Raw genomic sequence first — 15,618 nt, 5'->3', positions numbered from 1 at the left:
GCCCGCGTATCGTCGACTGGCCGGACACCGGCTCCTGACCACTCACCGTCCGGAATAGGCCATTCCGGACTCGAGAACACCCGGCACTTCTAGATAAGAATATGTTCCTTCCCGGCACGGGCGGGCCGTCCTCGATGGTGCACAACTCCAAGGACCGGGTGGAGGACTACGTGTGCAAAGCCGTCCGCGAGCACGGGGTGAAACTAGGCCCGGCACAGCAGGCTTTGGCCACGGACTGGACAACAGCCGTGACCGTGTTGGGACTCCCGCCGATCCCGGCAGGCTACGAGCAATAAGAATGCCCTGGGATCAGGATTTGCGGGGCATGAAACCCCCGAATCATCGTCACTTTCCCGCAGGCGCGGGTACTAGATCAATGAACACGAAAAACGAGGGGACCCAGCATGACTGAGAACCAGGAACCAACGCCGTTGACGCTCACTGACCGGTTCAAAGCCGTCCCGGTGAAGACCAGGATCATCGCCGCGGCCGCCGCTCTGTGTGTGGCAGGGATTTGCACCGGTGTGGCGATCGCCGCGTCAACCACCCCTGGCGACGCGCTCCCGGCAGCGGCAGGATCCGCATCCGCTGCGGCGGCTCCCACCATCACAGTCAGCAAAACCCCGGCACCCACCGCCACAGCGATTGCTACGCCGTCCACGAGCGCCACTGAGGCGCCGTCGGCTAGCTCGACGGGTCAACCATCTGCGGATGCCCCTGCTGTGGCGGATCCAACCGCAGAAGCCGCTGCAGGTGTTGGTGCCGCTCAAGCCGCCGCACCAGCCCCGGCACCGGCCGCTGCTGCCCGGCAGGCCGCTGGAGGAGCGGCGGCGCCGGCCCCGGCTCCACCAGCCGTGCAGGCGGCTGCCCCGGCTCCCCCTGCCGCGCCTGCACCGGCCCCGGCCCCGGCCCCGGCCCCGGCCCCGCAGGATGATGTGGCGATGTACGGTCAGCAGACCCTGGGGAGCATCACTGCGGAGCGTGCCAGGCTTGGCGCCCCGGCGTTCGTTCCGGTGACTGCCGCGTGTGTGGCCAAGGCTACTGCCGAGGCCGGGTCTTTGGACGGCGCGAAAGGCTACGTTGACCATCCCGATGCTGTGGCCATGGTCGCGGGATATACAACCGGCGCTAGCTACGTATCCAGGCCACTCGAGTTTTCGAAGCGCAGCGGCGTCCTGACCATATACCGCTGCAGCTGACCACCGACTGGTAGGTTGTCGGGCAATGGCCTGCACGCTGGTGTGGGTTTTGTTGAGTCAGGGAGTTGGGTATGAATCGTAGCGAGTTGGTTTCCGAGATTGCCGGTAAGGCCCGTACGAGCGCAACGGCTGTTAATTCCGTGTTGGATGCCTTGTTTGAGGTTTTCCAGAGCTCGGTTGCTGCTGGTGAGAAGATCACCATTCCGGGCTGGCTTGGGGTTGAGCGCACGGACCGGGCGGCCCGCACCGGACGTAACCCGGGCACCGGTGAGGTCATTCAGATCGCTGCCGGCCATGGTGTGAAGCTGACTGCCGGGTCGAAGCTGAAGGCTGCTGTCGCAAAATAGGCAGAGCTGGACGCGGGAGGCCGTCGCACCCATGGGTGCTACGGCCTTCCCGGGTCTTACGGTTATTGTCCGGCAAGTCAGCGATGTTCACGTGCCCGGCGATCACTCTTCGGTGCCTGACCACCACGGGGCAAGCAGCTCCGGCTACCCTCCAAGGGACCCTGACCGGCCAGCGCTGTGGTGGACTGTCATGGTCAAGCCCCGCGGCGAGGTATCGGGTTACACGCGTGTAATGCTATGCTTTATGGGCAAGCTCGCCCCGCTTTCGCGGATTGGCGGGCTTAGCTGTTTAAGTCCTTAGATCAGCTCCGGCGGTGTATCTGAGATGAAATCTACGTACCAGTCCCACGCGAATTTGTTTCTCACGTGACGGTCGAGGTGCATGTAGGCCGAGTAGGCGACCAGGTCAGCCATTTGTGTCCACTGTGACCGCTTGGAGTCGTGGAACATCGGGTCTTCAATCACATGGCGGGTATCCAGCGGCAGGGACCGGTGGGCTTTGAAATACTTCTGCGCGGATCCGTCGCCGTCCATGCTGACGAACACGAATGTCCCGTCCCGGGCGTGCTCATCGTTCCACCGGTTGAGTAGCTTGGTGTAGACCCCGGCCTTTTCTTCTTCGTACTCGGAGCCTGTTGCCGACGTCTTCCTGGCTACGGCCCCGCACCTGATGTCGGGGCAGTTTTTGAGGACTTCGAGGCATTCCGCGGCCACGTCACGGCCGAAGTCCTTCCAATGATCGACACCGTCGTGAATGTATCTCTCAGGGAAATGTTTCGAGATCCGCCCCCGGCCCTGGGCGTAGTGGGTGGTGTGCAGTTCCTGTCCGGGCGGGATCCCGTAGTCGCGCCAAAGCCTTTTGCGTAGTTCCAGCCATTCCCGGAGCGCCATGCGCCACCCGGCAGGGGTGCATTCGACCCACCCGTAGACGATCCAACCGAACTTGGGATCGCCGGAGTCATCGACATAAATCAAACGAGTCATGGAGCCGGACATGCGTTCAAAGCTACCGTGGCAATGCGCTTTGACTCTCATTGGTCATGGGCCTCGGATGGGGGTGGCTGTGATGATGGTGTTTTGGTCGTAGTTCAGGACTTTCCCGTCGGGGCCTGGGGTGCCGGCGCAGGTGACGATCGTGAGTTGGGGTGGCCCGTCGGTGGCGTAGGTGTCGGCCGGGAGGGGTTTGCGGGTGAGGGTCCTGGCGGTGGTGATCGTGTAGGTGAACTGTTTCCCTGAAGCGTCGGTGATGTAGGCGTGGGCGCCTTTGACGGCTTTGGAGAGGTTCCACAGGGCACCTGGTGACCAGTCGGCGAAGTTCACGTGCCCTGCGATCAGGGTTGACCCCTTGGCGGCGCCGATGGGCGCAGCGGGGGTGTAGTGGCCTACTTTGTCCGAGGACGGGATGACCATGGCGTCCGAACCCGGTTCGAGTCCGATGTCGACGATGTGGGCGTGGACGTCGATGGAGGGGATGGCGATCTCCAACGGCCCCATGACCGGGGGTGTTTCGGGCCCGGCGTGCGTGTCGGGATCCGCGGCCGTGAAGGGGTGCTCAACGACAGGGGCCTGCTGAAAGGTCTGTGGCATCCCGAACCCAAGTAGGCCGGCGGTCACGGCGCTGAACCCCAGAAGGAACGCCGTGACAATGCCGGCTATGAAGAAGCGACGTCGACGCCTGGCACGTCGTGCCAGGCGGGCCCGCCCGGCACGGGTGACAGCGGCCTCCCTGCCCGGGCCACCTGGCGCGCCTGTTGGTTCGTCATCGACAAAGGATTCCGTCCCGGAAATGATGTGTGTCATTGGCGGATCCGGGTGGTCCCGTCCGCGCGGACGCACGCGGTGACCGGGGCTGTGTCCGGGCGGGTATAGGTGGCGGTGATACTGCCGTCCGGCCCGGTGGCGTATTCGGGGTAGTGGTTGTCGTATCTGTGTTCCAGGAGGGCAAGTGCGGCGAGCTGGGCGGGGTTGGCTCCTGCCTCAAGAGCGCAGGCCCGCCGGTAGGTGTTTTTGAATTGCGGGTGGCGGAGCGTGGCCAGGATGGAGGCAGTTGCCGCGCGGTCCCGGTGTGGGCTGCGGGTAAGGGTTGCGGTTCTCAACGGGTGGGTCCCTTCTCCTGGATGGTGGTCTTGGGCAGGGCCTCGCGTGGTGTCCGAAGACCGCCCCGGTGCCGGTGGCGGGTAGCGAGGATGATGACGACCATCGCGATTTCTTCGGCGGCGCAGAGTACCGGGTAGAGCCAGGTCGTCACGGACCATTCCTGGATAGCGAGGACCGCGAGCAGGAATTTCAGGGCGGCGAACGCGTAGACGCTGATTCCTTCCCCGTCCGGGTTAAGGAGGACCTTCCGGACGGTCGGGATGAACCCGATGAGCCCCACGGTGTTGGAAAGAAGGACCGCTGCGGCCGGGTCACGCATCGTCACCAGCAGTGCCAGAGCCAGGATTGCCCCGGCAAGGCAGGCCCGGTCTGTCCGCGGGAGCGCGCTCCAGGAGCTGCGGATGAGGGTTCCTTTCAGGCCCAGGGCCGTGATGAGGGCGCACCCGGCTGTCGTGACTGCTGTGACGGCGGCGGCAAGACCGGCATGACCCTCGATCTGTCCCGCCAGTGACACGACGCCTAGAAGCGCCCAGATCATCCAGGAGACGGGGTTGGGCCGTACGGTCCCCCGTATGACGCCCGTGAGGTACGGGATGTATCCGAGTACGCCGATGCCGGCGGCCGCGAAGCCTGCCGTCAGCTGGAGAAGCGGGGTCATGACTGGTCCTTGGGCTGGTCGGGAGTGGTTCCGGTGGCTGGTGGCCAGGGGTAGCCGTCGTTGCCTTGTGCCAGCCAGGCGTTCACGTTGGCCTCCGTGTAGGTGTCCAGGTGCAGGTCCATGGCGTGGAACTTTGCCCGGGCGGTGACGGCCCAGCCGATGGGCAGGTGGGCCAGGTCCGGTCCGGTGATGTACCGGGCGGCGGACGTCTGGATCTTGAACGGTTCGGGCAGGGCTTCGTTCATGTCCGCACGGAGGCCGTGGAGCAGCGCGTCGAAGTGCAGTGGTTCCTCCGGGTGGTTGGTGTTCCAGATGGTTTCTTGCCGGCGCGCGGCCGTGGTGACGGTGTCGAAACCGAAAACGGCAAGGACCGAGGCCTGCCGCTCGTCCCGGGAGTGTCCGTGCCGGTGGTCGAGGTCGATGAGGTTGGGTTCCGTGGTCACGGGTTCTCCTGCCGGACTCGGCGGTGCGCGGCTGCTATGCCTTCCCGTGTCGGGCCGATAAAGGCAAGAACCGGGCGCCCGTCCTTGTTAAGGATGGGTAGGTAGCGTTCCTCGTCGATGCGGATCACACGTCCGAGTTCCGGGTGATGTTCTATTTCCCATGAGGGATTGGAAAGTGCGTGTGCCGGGTCGAGGGTGTCCCAGGTGCTCGGGTCTTGGCTCTGTCCGGGTTCCTGGGTCGTTGTCGGAGTGGTGACTGTTTCCTTGTAGAGGGGTGTGGCTTGCCGGGTCCGGATGATCTTGGTGAGGACGTCGCAGGCGAGCATTGCGGCAAGGGTGATGCCGGCGGTGACGACGATGACCGGGTTGAGGTGTTCGAGCGCGGTGACGACGCCCGCCCCGAGGCTGGTCGCGACGGCGGGGTCCAGGCCGTGTTCGGTGAAGCCAAAGCGGACGGCGTAGTAAACGCCGACAAGCGCAAGACCAGCCGCAAGGAGAACAACCAAGACAATGCCAGCGAGTTTGTAGATGACGTGTGCGGCGGTCCGGAAGTCTACCAGCGTGGATAAGGGCCGGTAGTGGCGGTTGCGGGGGTCGCGGGCGAATGGGTTTGCGGCCTGGCGGAGACTGTTGGCTGCTTCGGGTGATGTCTTCTCAGTCATGGTGTGGTCCTTGGCGGGTTGTGGGGCGGGGCACCCTTCGCCGGCTGATGTGGCCGGTGAAGGGTGCCCCGCGTGTTTCCTGTTTGGGTGTTGCGTTGGTGTTAGATGAGTTCGTCCGCGTGTGTGGTGTCGTCACCGGTGTTCATGGCGGCGGCTTTGCGTTTCTGGACGCGTACGGCTCCGATGGTGATGAGCGCGAGGATCATTGCGCCGAGACCGGCGAGGCCCCCGACGAGCAGAAGGTCGTTCGTGCCCTGGTGGGGGGTGATGTCACCGGTGTTCGCCAGGGGTGCAACCAATTCGGGCTTGTCCGGGGTGACGATGGCGGCTACGGGGAAGGCCACAACGGATTCGCTGGTTTCCCCGCACGCACCTGTGTGCAGGACAGCGGTTTTGACGCCGCTGGTTCCTGGGTAGGTGACCGTGAGGGTTTCGACGTACCCGTAGGTCCCGGAGTCGGTCAGGGTCACCGGGGCGGAGGTGTAGGCCCCTGCGGCGGGTACGTTGACCGGGCTGGCTGATGTCCAGAACGGGTTCATGCAGACGGCCTGAACGGAGCCGGTGGTGTCCTGGGCGAACTTGAACAGCTTCCAGTCGATGGCGGTGCTCACGCCGGTGCCGGTGGGGACGGTCCCGGTCACGGTCGCCAGGTCCGTCGCGGTGACGGGCACGGTGCCGTTGGCCGAGGCCTGGGTGCTCACCGTCGGGTTGGTCTGGACGAGGGATTCGTCCTGGTGCAGGTAGACCGGGTGCAGCTGGTTTGTGGTCGGTGTGGTCGGCGCGGTCTCGGTGAAGTAAAGGGTCGGCTTGGCAATGGAGGGGTTGGCGTTCCAGTAGTCGTTGACGATGGAGTCCCACGGGATGGCCACAGGGGCTGTGGTCACGGTCTCCCCGCAGTGAAGAGTCACGGCTGGCAGAGTCGCCTGGATTTTGTTATCGGCCGGTGCCGTGGTGGTGCCGCCGGTCACGGGCGCCGCGGCGCTGGAGTTCAGGACCGGGGTCACGGTCATGACGGTATTCACCGTGTCGGTGCTGTCGCACTGCATGGTGATTTTGTCAGCGATCGTGCCGTTGCCGTTATCGATCGCGGTGGTCACCGCAGTGGGTGTGGCCTTGACCACGGAGGCCTGGGTGGCCAGGTTCGTTTCCGTCCAGTCTCCGGTGAAGTACTGCTGCAGGTTCGCCGGCTGGCTGGCCTTGATGAATTGTGCGACGTAGTAGTAGGTTCCTGCAGCCGGTGCGGTGGTCGCACCGGAGGTGATGTTCACGGACAGGTCACCGGGCCCGCTTACGCTCCCGCTCCCGGTTCCGATTTTCTTCGCAGATGCCGGCAACGTGGCTGAGGGAACGAGGGATGCGTCCTGGTACACGTCGACCTGGAAGGTGGCCGGGACGGGTGCCCCGTTGGCGAAGGCCCAGTCGTTCGGGTTGCCTGTGGACGTGGTGACGTGCAGGACGTTGGAGAGCTTGTCTCCCTTCTGCGCGATCTGGACCGCGTTGGAGGTCGCGACGGGCTGGAAGTCGGTCTGTGCCACGACGTCGTTACCGGCGCCGGTCACTGTGGTCCGGTCACCGGCGACCAGCATGGTCTGCTGCCCGGGAACGACATAGGCGGTGCCTGTGGCGGCGGGGACGTTCGGGACAGACTCGGATACCTGAACGGTGCCGGACGCGGCCGCGGTCCAGGAACCGGTGTCACCGGTGTTCGCGAAGCCGGTGCCGTTGGCATTGATGTAGGTCAAGATGCCCGGGACGGGGGACTGCACGGTGCCGGACGCTGAGACCAGTTGCGTGTTCGATGTCGTGCCGGCCTTCGTGGACCCGGGGTTGAATGCCACTTTCGGGGCAACCGTGTAGGGGCCGGCGTTGGCGTTGGCTTCTGCGAGCAGTGCCGCCGCTTTGGCTTTGATGGCCCCGATGTTCGGGTCCGGTGAGTTGATCCATTGCGCCGCTCCGGCTGGGTCGTCCCTGGTGTGTCCCAGGTAGGCGAGTCCTTCGGCGGTCAGGACATCGGTGGTGTTCCCGTACACGCCGATGAGGTACATGATCTGCGGGTCCGAGGTGAAGGGGGTGCCTCCTCCGGGGGTCATCCCGGCGGGGATGTTCTCGGTGATGCAGAGCGCCGGCTTGTTGTCGTTCGCTGTGTTGAACGTGCCCGCCCAGGTCGTCCAGGTCCCGAACCCGCCCGCTGGCGGTGCGATCTGGATGCTCGCACCCACCCGGTGTGTGCCGGGCGCGTCCGTGCCGCCGAAAGCCTGCGCCGGGGCCGCCATGGACACCCCGGCCCCGGCAAGCAGCGCGGCCGCGAGGACCGCCGAGGAGGCTTTCTTGATGATCGAACGCTTCCGCCGGTTACCTTCCCCGGTCGCCGGGGGCGTCAACGGCGAAGGGCGAGGACCCAGGCCGTCTGGTTCTTGTGAAGTACTCAAAATGTTTCCTTTGTCTTATCCGTGGCCGCTGCTGCGGCAAACCCCGCCTACGAATCGGAAGGGGCCTCACTCCTATAGCGGGGGGTTTCCACACTTCGCGTGAAGTGTGGAAACCCCCCGCTATAGGGGTGAAGGAAGTTTTTGGTTCGGTACCCCCCTTTTTTTGAGGGTGGCCGGGAGGTGAAAGAGGTAGCGGATGCGTTTGGTGGAAAGGCCCTTGACCATCAAGGTCGGGGGCAAGGTGTGCCGGGTGTTTGGGCCTGATGCCGAGCTCGCGCGGGTATCGACTTTGTTGCAGGTCCGGCACGGTGTGAAGTTCGCCCTGTGTCAGGAACCGGAACAGCGGATGCTGCTGGCTGTGGCGTCGGTCGCGGACGAGTTCGGCCTCGCGTCCGGCCTGGACGAGGAGACCGGCACCGTCCGGGGTGTGAGTGTTCCGGTGCTGGCGTTGAAGGCCGGCCTGGGCCGGGCAGCCGCCGAACAGGCCCTGGCCCGGCTGGTTGCGGACGGGATACTGATTCGCCTGGACACCAACCACCCCGGAGCGAAAGGACCGGTGTGGGTTGTGCCGGACTACGAGGAAAACGAGTTGCCGGACGACGCCGAGACCGGGCTGGCGGTGTTGGCGTGAGCGGGCCGGCCGCAGCGGCCGGTCGTGGCCATCTGATTGATGCGGTTCGTGTCGACGGTCCTGAGTGGGCTGTTGGTAGCGACGAGTCGGTGATTGTGCCGGAGGACGCCGCGGTTCCCGGGTTTGTGTTGCGTGAGCTCTTCGCCCGTGTTGAGGGTCCGGGGCCGTGGCGTGCGGACGTTTCCCCTGCGGAGGGCATCGTTCACAGTCTTGTGCTGGGCGTTGATGGGTCAGTCTCTGAAGCCGTCAACGGCACCGGTGCAGGGCCGGACCGGGCGGTAGAGCCAATGAAGATCCCGAAGCGTCCGGGGCGGAGGCGGGCGGTGTTGATTGGTGCCGGAGTGGCGGGTGTTCTTGCCGTTGTCGCGGCGGGGGTTGTCGTTGCGTCCTCGTCATTGCCCCGGCCGACACCGGAAGCGTCAGGCGCTCCGGTGACGGCAAGTCCGTTATGGACTGTCCCGGAGGGTGTCTCCCCGTTGGCCGCAGCTGGTTCTGTGGTCGCCGGGGTCGATGGGCAGGGTTTGGTGCTGCTCTCAGGCAAGGACGGTTCCCGGATCCCGATATCCGGGGCCGTGAAGGTCGCTGACACGTCCGCGGTCCGTGCCGGTGCCGGGGACGGGCTGGGAGTGGTTGATACGGGCAATGGTTCCGGTGTGGCCGTCGTGGATGGCAAGGCGGCCGCGTATGAGGGCAAAGGATCCTTGTTGACGCGCGGGCCTGTCCCGGTCCTGGTCGGAGGCAGTGCCCAGGGGCGGAATTTTTATGTTTTCCGGGCCGGGGCACCGGTGCAGATTCAGTCGTTGAGGGCCGGTGACAGCTTGTTCGGCGGCATGCCGGGCGGGGGATCAGTCTGGGCGGTGTCCGGCGGGAAAGTGACCTATGTGCCAGCAGCCGGGGTGTCCTGGACGGTTGCCCTGTCCGCGCCGGTGGCCGGGGCGAGTGTGGCGTCGTGGGTGAGCGTGAACGAGCGCCGGACGGTGGTGATCTGGCAGGCCGGGGCCTCCCGTGTCCTGGCCGTCCATTCCACGGGGCCGGGGGCGTCGGGCGGAATCGAATTCCAGCAAAGTCTTGCCGCCGGCGAAGAGGCTGTCGGCACGTCCGGGCAGGTTCTTATCGGTTCCGGGCCCGATAGTGCCGGCGGGCTCTCGACGGTTTCAGGGGTCATTGCCCTGGGCGCGGACAAGCCTGCCGTCAGTGCGCCGGGGTGTGCCGGGCCCGTTGTGGCGGCCGGGACGTTATGGTGCCCGGCCGATGCCGGGTCGTGGTCCGTGGCAGGTTTCACCGTCCCCGGCAAACCCCTGGCCGCCGGTGATGGTTTCGTGCTTGTCACGGAAGGAAAGGGCCAGGCAGCCGTGCCTGGTCCCAAGCCGTAGGGCTTGAAACGAAATGAAACCCACCCCCAAAGAGGAGAGAAGAGAAGACTCATGACAGGAAGACATCTTGCGGCCCAGCCGCAACGACGAATGACGGGCAGACTGGCCGCTGCCGTGCTGGTAGGCCCGGCGCTGATGCTCAGCGTTGCCGCCGGGGCGAACGCCGCCGGCCCGGCCATCGTGACGTCAACACCACCGGCCACCACGACACCGACCCCTGCCACGACGGCACCGTCCGTGACAGCGTCCACCACTACGGCGGCGGTTGGCCCTGCAGCGCAGACACCACCGGCCACAGCCCCCGCACCGGCAGCAACGCCGGCCCCGGTCGCACCGGTTGATCCGGTCGCACCTTCACCGGTACCTGCGCCCTCGACCCCGGCCGTACCGGTTGCTCCGGTCGTGCCGCCGGTGGACCCGGTAACGCCGACAACACCTGCAGTACCGCCGCCCGCGCCGGTGGATCCGGTAACGCCCACGACACCGGTCGTACCGGTTGCTCCGGTGGTGCCGTCGGCTCCGGTGGTCGTTCCGGTTTCCCCTGCCCCGGTCACCGGGCCTGCTGCCCCTGTTGTTCCTGCGCCTGCGCTGGTGGCGGCGGTTCCTGTGGCGCAGGTGCAGGGTTACGGAGTTCCGGCGGGCGCTGTTGTTCCGGCGTTTCGCGGCAACGGTGCCGTGTTGGCGGCTACGGGTGCCTCCGGTGCTGATGGGCCGTTGCTGGGTCTGGGGGCCGGTCTGATCGTTGCCGGTGCGGGGGCTGTCGTAGCGGGCCGGCGTGGACGCAGGCCCGGGAGACACAGGGCAACAACCGCTCACTAATAGGTGTGGTGTGCCGGGGCGGGGGTGGTTCCTCGTCCCGGCACAATCCCACGCACCGGACGGTGCCCGGGGGTAATCAAAGGGAACGGAAAAGGGGGTGGACGTGTTCGGGAAAACGGCGGGCTGGTTGAAGGCCTTGCTGGCCGGGCTGGCCGTGGTGGTGCTTGTCGTGGGCGCGCTGCTCGTTGATGACGGGGAGGGCGCGGGCACGGCGTTGGCCGCCAGCGGTTGCCAGGGCCCTGTCGCTGGAGCCGGCACGGTGTCGGGGGTTCCGAATGGTTGGGGTCCTGACGTGGTTGCTGCCGCGGGCACGGCGGGGTTGCCTGCGTCGGTGCTGGCTGCCCAATTGGAGGCCGAATCCGGGTGGAACCCCCGGGCTGGTTCTCCCGCCGGTGCGCAGGGCCTGGCACAATTCACGCCCGGGACCTGGGCTTCCTATGGCAACGGGGCCGATGTCATGGACCCGGTTGCGGCGATCGCGGCGCAGGGCCGGTACCTTGCCGCCCTCCGCTCCCAACTGGCACCTGTCGCCGCTTCCAGCAAGTCGGATCTGACGGATTTGGTTCTTGCCGGGTACAACGCGGGCCCGGGCGCGGTGCGGATGTTCAACGGTGTCCCGCCCTATTCGGAGACGCAGGCGTATGTGGCCCGGATCAGGGCCAATGCCGCCCGGTACGCGTCCGTCGACGGGACTGTTGCAGCGCCGGCCAGCACTGCCACCACATCGGCGGTGGTTGGTTGCGGCGGGTCCGGGACGGTTGCCGGGTCCGGGGATGACCTGCCCTGGGCCACGGGTGCGATAGACGCGGCGGGCCCGTTGGGGATGTACACGCGCGAGTGCGTGGATTTCGCGTTGTGGAGGGTCAACCAGGCAGCGGGTTCCGCGGGTGCCCCGTTCAGGATCACGAACTCCAATTTCCGTGGTGACGGGCAGCGGCTGGGGTTCGCGGCGCAGTGGAAGGACGGTTGGGACGTCAAGGGCTGGCCCTCGGGACACACGCCGCAGATAGGGGCGGTCGCCTACTACGGGGCCACCAAGGACAACGCCTACGGGCACGTGGCCCTGGTCAAGGCGGTCAACCCGGACGGGTCATTCCTGGAAGAGGGCTACAACATCGACCTGGGTTCGGGCCCGAACCACTCCTATTACACCCGCACCGTGAACGACGCCACCCCGACGTGGTTCCTGTACATCCCGACGAAAGCAGATATGGGGCTCGCAGCATGAAGCACACGATTTTGAAGACAGTGACAGCGACGGCGGCTCCGGTCGTGGGAGGACGCACACCCGCTGTGAGACTTTTTGCCCTCGCCCCGGCGGCCTTGCTGGTTCTGGCAGCACTCGCCGGATGCGCCGCCACCCCACCCTCCCCACCAACCCAGACAGCGTCGTCCATGGCAGCGTCGTCCCCGGCCGTGTCCGCGACTGCCTCGGCGACGGCTTCCCGGCCTGGTGGTTCGATCAATGAAAAGAGCCCGCAGGCCCCGGCTGAGTCCTCCGTTCCTGCGCCCGCGACGGACGCGGCCGCGAAGGATGCGGCGAAGGCGGCCGCGGTGCAGGTCATGATCCTTTACGCCCGCCCCTATCTTGACCCCGGGCGGTGGCTTGATGAGCTGCGGCCGGTGGCCACGGCCGGGTTCATCAAGGAAAACGCCTCGGTGAACCCCCGGTTCGTCGGCGCCTCCAGCGTGCGCGGGGCAGGGGACTGGGTGATGGACCCGGGAAACCTTTACACCGTCCAGGTCCCGGTGACCACCGACGGGGGAGTGTTCATCGTGCAGCTGCACCGCAACGGCGCTACCGCGCCGTGGCTGGTGCGGTACGTGATCCCCCCGACCCTGCGCAGCCTCCAGTAGCCCGGCCACCCATGAACCACAGGCCACCACGGAGAAACCACCACCGGAGAGCACCGACTGTCACGGTGTGCATCCGATCATCACAGAGAACGAGGACACATTGAGTAACTGGCAAGGACTGGAACGGCAGGGAACATCGGCACCGACTGATTTCTCCCGGCGCCTGCGGGTGCCTCCTATGCCCCGGGAGGACCCGTCTGTGGCGGTCACGCAGGAAGAAACGGAACAGCACCAAGCTGAGGACCCCCTGTGCCGGGTGGAGGAATGGCTCGCGCCTGCCGGGACGTACGTGCGGGAACGCAGAAGCCCGCACCTGGACCTCATCACCGCACCAGCGGCACCGGTGGAAAGGAAGGCCGGGCTGTCCGGTTTCCGGCAGAAGGCCGGTTTGGGCCTGTTCCGCAGGGCCCCGGACCCTGCGGCGGAACAGCTTCTTCGTGAGCGTACCGCGGCCGCGCAACGCCAGTTCTCCCGCCCGATGAACGTTCTCGTGGCCAACCCTTGCGGCGGTTCAGGGGTCACGGCGTGTGTGCTCGGGATTTCCGGGACGTTCGGGACCCTGCGCGGCGGGTCCGTGCTGGCCTGGGACACCCACGAGTCGTTCGGCGGTCTGGGGGTGCGGACCATGACCAACGGCGGGTCCCGTACCGTCATTGATCTGCTGGCCGATGCCGGGAACTTTGACCGGATCGATGCCCGGGCAGGAGACCTTGGGGCGTATTGGCGTGCGCAGCCGGGGGCGTTCTTCGACGTCCTGGTCTCGGATCAGGACGCTGCCCGGCCGTTGGAGCTCGGAGCACCGGAGTTCCGGCGGATCCACCAGCTCCTCACCCGTTTCCGGGACCTGGTCATCATCGATACCGGGAACAACACCCGCCGCCCCAACTTCCTCGCCGCGGTCGAAGTCTGTGACCAGCTGGTCATCCCCACCACGGCAGGTCCGGACTCGCTGTGGGCGGTGTCGATGCTGATCGATCAGCTTGAAGCGATGGGCCGGGCCGATCTGGTCAACACCGCCATCGTGATCCTCACCGACGCCAACCCCGCGGACGCGACAAGTGCGAGCCGGCAGAAAGCCTTGGACTGGTTGGGCACCTGGGCCCGGACCATCGTCGAGGTCCCGTATGACGGGCACATCGCCGCCCGCTCGACCATCGACTACCGGCTCCTCGCCGAACCGACGCGAAACGCGTTCCTGGAAGCCGCGGCGCTCATCGCCGAAGGCCTGACCAACCGCGGACACCAGCCACCGGCCACCGAACCACCGGGGAAAGAGCTGCACACGGCGGTACCACCGCCGGCCGAAGCGCAGGCCCTTACCGACCAATCCATGACCGATCAGTTCACCAACTACGAAGGAAACCTGAAATGAACCACCTGACCCGCATGACCATTGACCTCGCGACCGCGGCCGGGACCCGCGCGCACCTGGCCTTGAACTCCGTGCTGCCCGCGGAGATCACGAACCCTCTCGGTAACGTGAGCCCGGACCTGACCATTTTCGGCGGGAAGATCAATCTCGGGATCACGCTGCTGCTGGGCTTCGCCTGGGCACTCTGTTCCGTGGCGGCGATCTTCATGATCTTCTCCGGTCTGGGCGCTGCCAGGCACGCGCAGAAACGCAGCAACGAACCGGAGAAGGTCACCGCAGGTCTGACCCAGGCCAAAACCGGCGGCCTCGTCCTCGCCCTGAGTTTCGCCTTGCCGATCATCATCGGCGGCATCATCATCTTCGTCAACCGCGTCAACAGCGGAGCATAGGCATGCCGGGCCAGTTCTCCTTGGCCTGGTTGCGGGTGCCTGCGGATCCGCAACTTGACCCGTACCGGCCGACGGTCCCGAGGATCGATATTTTCGGCACGGATTTCTCCGTGCCGGTCGCTGCGCTGCTGGGGGCCGTCTGGGGTGGGCTGATCATCCTGTCCACGTTCCGCCTCTTCGCCGCCCTCGCCGCGTCAAGGAAAGCCGGGGACGCGGGGGACGCCGATGGCTTGATCAAGGCCACGACCCGGTTCCGGACCGCGCTGACCGGTCTGGGCCTGCTGCTGGGGGCCGCGATCATCCTGGGCGGCTATATCGTGTTCGGCAACACCATCGCCAACTACACGCCGGCCCCAGCACCCTGAGCCCTGTTTAAAGGAGTGTCAACAATGACTGAAACAACAACACCGGACGACGGCGGAACACGGGCGACGGCACCGGGACCGTCCTGGGCGCACCGGCATCGCCGGTGGCTGATCCCGGCAAGTGCTGCCCTTGTCGCCGCCGTCGCCGCGTCCGTGGTCACCGGCATGGTGCTTGGCCCGGGGGCGAACACTCCCGGTGCCCTTGTCCCGGCGGCCGGGTCTTCGTCGCGGGTTGCGGCCAGTGCCACGCCGTCGGCGGACGCGTCACGTGTTGGTCTCCTAGAGGCCGGTTCCGGTGGGAAGACCGTGTCCGCGGATGGTGTGACAAGAATCGGGTACGAGGCCACGTGCACGGGTGCGGTGCAGGCAGCCGCGAATTACGAGACCACCGTTGATGTGTATAGGCCGGCCACGGACAAGGCTTACACGGCGACCCTGACCGAGGTGTTCCTTGACCCGGGGCAGGCGCAGAATTTCGGGCAGGTCTCCGCCCGTAACGCCACCGCTTCCGGGACCACCCCGGGACACCGCAGGGACAACTTCGTGGATGAGGGAGGGGCGTTCAAAGTGGAGAGCTGCAATCCGGGGACGTCCGCGATCATCCAGGTATATTCCTGCGAGGTCACATACCGGGAGGACTTTTACGCCCGGAAGGTCAGCGGCATCCCGGCTTGTTCCACGTACCGGATCCAGCTGGGATGGGCACGGGGGGACTGGAAGATCGTTTCCCTGATTGATGTGTACTCCGTGAGCACCGATGCCGGTATACCGCTGACTCTGACGGGCTACCCGCGACGGTTCTACGATGTCCGTTCCCCGGGAATCACTGCAGCGCAATGGGCGGACATCACGGCCCCGGACAGCGCCGGCCCGATCCTGGGGTGGGTGGACTTCGCCAATGCGCACCGCTGAGACAACCGGCTCTGCCCGCCCCGGGGGCCGGCCCTCCGTTGCCCGGTTGTTCCGGAGACCGTTCC

Annotated in this window: 19 protein-coding genes; 12 read left to right on the top strand and 7 right to left on the bottom strand. The window is 66.1% G+C overall.

The features are described from left to right. Nucleotides 1-101: 101 nt before the first annotated feature. From ABH924_RS21350 to ABH924_RS21340, 3 genes are all read left to right on the top strand, one after another. The gene (locus ABH924_RS21350; protein WP_404502031.1) at nucleotides 102-296 is read left to right on the top strand and encodes a hypothetical protein; all 195 of its coding nucleotides are present in this window, start codon (nucleotides 102-104) and stop codon (nucleotides 294-296) included. 108 nt (nucleotides 297-404) lie between these two features. Then, nucleotides 405-1,199, top strand: a complete 795-nt coding sequence (locus tag ABH924_RS21345; RefSeq protein ID WP_404502029.1) for a hypothetical protein — start codon at nucleotides 405-407, stop codon at nucleotides 1,197-1,199. A gap of 65 nt (nucleotides 1,200-1,264) precedes the next feature. Next, complete coding sequence (locus ABH924_RS21340) at nucleotides 1,265-1,546, top strand: HU family DNA-binding protein (protein ID WP_404502027.1); 282 nt, start codon at nucleotides 1,265-1,267, stop codon at nucleotides 1,544-1,546. 297 nt (nucleotides 1,547-1,843) lie between these two features. On the opposite strand, the gene ABH924_RS21335 is transcribed toward ABH924_RS21340, so the two are convergent. The 7 genes from ABH924_RS21335 to ABH924_RS21305 form a co-directional block, all read right to left on the bottom strand. Next, on the bottom strand, nucleotides 1,844-2,530 hold the full coding sequence (locus ABH924_RS21335) for a DUF3800 domain-containing protein (RefSeq protein WP_404502025.1): 687 nt from the start codon (nucleotides 2,528-2,530) through the stop codon (nucleotides 1,844-1,846). A gap of 54 nt (nucleotides 2,531-2,584) precedes the next feature. Then, nucleotides 2,585-3,346 carry a class F sortase gene (locus tag ABH924_RS21330; protein ID WP_404502023.1) on the bottom strand — a complete coding sequence of 254 codons (762 nt, stop codon included), beginning with the start codon at nucleotides 3,344-3,346 and terminating at the stop codon, nucleotides 2,585-2,587. After that, on the bottom strand, nucleotides 3,343-3,642 hold the full coding sequence (locus ABH924_RS21325; protein WP_404502021.1) for a hypothetical protein: 300 nt from the start codon (nucleotides 3,640-3,642) through the stop codon (nucleotides 3,343-3,345). Before ABH924_RS21325 ends, ABH924_RS21330 begins: the two co-directional genes overlap by 4 nt. Next, entirely contained in the window at nucleotides 3,639-4,301 is a 663-nt protein-coding gene (locus ABH924_RS21320) for a hypothetical protein (protein ID WP_404502019.1), read from the bottom strand. The genes ABH924_RS21325 and ABH924_RS21320 overlap by 4 nt, the downstream gene beginning before the upstream one ends. Further along, entirely contained in the window at nucleotides 4,298-4,744 is a 447-nt protein-coding gene (locus ABH924_RS21315) for a hypothetical protein (RefSeq protein WP_404502017.1), read from the bottom strand. The genes ABH924_RS21320 and ABH924_RS21315 overlap by 4 nt, the downstream gene beginning before the upstream one ends. Next, a complete protein-coding gene (locus ABH924_RS21310; RefSeq protein WP_404502015.1) occupies nucleotides 4,741-5,406 on the bottom strand; it encodes a hypothetical protein in 666 nt (221 codons plus the stop codon). The genes ABH924_RS21315 and ABH924_RS21310 overlap by 4 nt, the downstream gene beginning before the upstream one ends. Before the next feature lie 101 nt (nucleotides 5,407-5,507). After that, nucleotides 5,508-7,835, bottom strand: a complete 2,328-nt coding sequence (locus ABH924_RS21305) for a hypothetical protein (protein ID WP_404502014.1) — start codon at nucleotides 7,833-7,835, stop codon at nucleotides 5,508-5,510. A gap of 196 nt (nucleotides 7,836-8,031) precedes the next feature. Here ABH924_RS21305 and ABH924_RS21300 point away from each other — a divergent pair, with 196 nt between their 5' ends. From ABH924_RS21300 to ABH924_RS21260, 9 genes are all read left to right on the top strand, one after another. Continuing rightward, the gene (locus ABH924_RS21300; protein ID WP_404502012.1) at nucleotides 8,032-8,466 is read left to right on the top strand and encodes a hypothetical protein; all 435 of its coding nucleotides are present in this window, start codon (nucleotides 8,032-8,034) and stop codon (nucleotides 8,464-8,466) included. Further along, a complete protein-coding gene (locus ABH924_RS21295) occupies nucleotides 8,463-9,839 on the top strand; it encodes a hypothetical protein (RefSeq protein ID WP_404502010.1) in 1,377 nt (458 codons plus the stop codon). Before ABH924_RS21300 ends, ABH924_RS21295 begins: the two co-directional genes overlap by 4 nt. A 51-nt stretch (nucleotides 9,840-9,890) precedes the next feature. Continuing rightward, nucleotides 9,891-10,658, top strand: coding sequence for a hypothetical protein (locus ABH924_RS21290; RefSeq protein ID WP_404502008.1), 768 nt, complete (start codon nucleotides 9,891-9,893; stop codon nucleotides 10,656-10,658). Nucleotides 10,659-10,761: 103 nt separating this feature from the next. Beyond that, nucleotides 10,762-11,886 (top strand): CHAP domain-containing protein, encoded by a 1,125-nt coding sequence (locus ABH924_RS21285; RefSeq protein WP_404502006.1) that lies wholly within the window; start codon nucleotides 10,762-10,764, stop codon nucleotides 11,884-11,886. Further along, nucleotides 11,883-12,515, top strand: coding sequence for a hypothetical protein (locus ABH924_RS21280; protein ID WP_404502004.1), 633 nt, complete (start codon nucleotides 11,883-11,885; stop codon nucleotides 12,513-12,515). Before ABH924_RS21285 ends, ABH924_RS21280 begins: the two co-directional genes overlap by 4 nt. A 199-nt stretch (nucleotides 12,516-12,714) precedes the next feature. Next, nucleotides 12,715-13,887: a MinD/ParA family protein gene (locus tag ABH924_RS21275; RefSeq protein ID WP_404502002.1), complete on the top strand. Its 1,173-nt coding sequence runs from the start codon at nucleotides 12,715-12,717 to the stop codon at nucleotides 13,885-13,887. Next, a complete protein-coding gene (locus ABH924_RS21270; protein ID WP_404502000.1) occupies nucleotides 13,884-14,276 on the top strand; it encodes a hypothetical protein in 393 nt (130 codons plus the stop codon). The genes ABH924_RS21275 and ABH924_RS21270 overlap by 4 nt, the downstream gene beginning before the upstream one ends. 2 nt (nucleotides 14,277-14,278) lie before the next feature. Beyond that, nucleotides 14,279-14,641, top strand: a complete 363-nt coding sequence (locus ABH924_RS21265) for a hypothetical protein (protein ID WP_404501998.1) — start codon at nucleotides 14,279-14,281, stop codon at nucleotides 14,639-14,641. A gap of 24 nt (nucleotides 14,642-14,665) precedes the next feature. Beyond that, nucleotides 14,666-15,553 (top strand): hypothetical protein, encoded by an 888-nt coding sequence (locus tag ABH924_RS21260; protein ID WP_404501996.1) that lies wholly within the window; start codon nucleotides 14,666-14,668, stop codon nucleotides 15,551-15,553. Nucleotides 15,554-15,618 lie beyond the last annotated feature (65 nt).

It is taken from the genome of Arthrobacter sp. GAS37 (assembly GCF_044908325.1).
Taxonomy (GTDB): domain Bacteria; phylum Actinomycetota; class Actinomycetes; order Actinomycetales; family Micrococcaceae; genus Arthrobacter; species Arthrobacter ramosus.
This window is presented reverse-complemented; position numbering and strand designations above follow the sequence as displayed.

Coding starts and splice junctions, on each gene's coding strand:
- ABH924_RS21350 (WP_404502031.1), top strand. CDS start 102: ATGTTCCTTCCCGGCACGGGCGGGCCGTCCTCGATGGTGCACAACTCC.
- ABH924_RS21345 (WP_404502029.1), top strand. CDS start 405: ATGACTGAGAACCAGGAACCAACGCCGTTGACGCTCACTGACCGGTTC.
- ABH924_RS21335 (WP_404502025.1), bottom strand. CDS start 2,530: ATGACTCGTTTGATTTATGTCGATGACTCCGGCGATCCCAAGTTCGGT.
- ABH924_RS21330 (WP_404502023.1), bottom strand. CDS start 3,346: ATGACACACATCATTTCCGGGACGGAATCCTTTGTCGATGACGAACCA.
- ABH924_RS21320 (WP_404502019.1), bottom strand. CDS start 4,301: ATGACCCCGCTTCTCCAGCTGACGGCAGGCTTCGCGGCCGCCGGCATC.
- ABH924_RS21310 (WP_404502015.1), bottom strand. CDS start 5,406: ATGACTGAGAAGACATCACCCGAAGCAGCCAACAGTCTCCGCCAGGCC.
- ABH924_RS21300 (WP_404502012.1), top strand. CDS start 8,032: ATGCGTTTGGTGGAAAGGCCCTTGACCATCAAGGTCGGGGGCAAGGTG.
- ABH924_RS21290 (WP_404502008.1), top strand. CDS start 9,891: ATGACAGGAAGACATCTTGCGGCCCAGCCGCAACGACGAATGACGGGC.
- ABH924_RS21280 (WP_404502004.1), top strand. CDS start 11,883: ATGAAGCACACGATTTTGAAGACAGTGACAGCGACGGCGGCTCCGGTC.
- ABH924_RS21270 (WP_404502000.1), top strand. CDS start 13,884: ATGAACCACCTGACCCGCATGACCATTGACCTCGCGACCGCGGCCGGG.
- ABH924_RS21265 (WP_404501998.1), top strand. CDS start 14,279: ATGCCGGGCCAGTTCTCCTTGGCCTGGTTGCGGGTGCCTGCGGATCCG.
- ABH924_RS21260 (WP_404501996.1), top strand. CDS start 14,666: ATGACTGAAACAACAACACCGGACGACGGCGGAACACGGGCGACGGCA.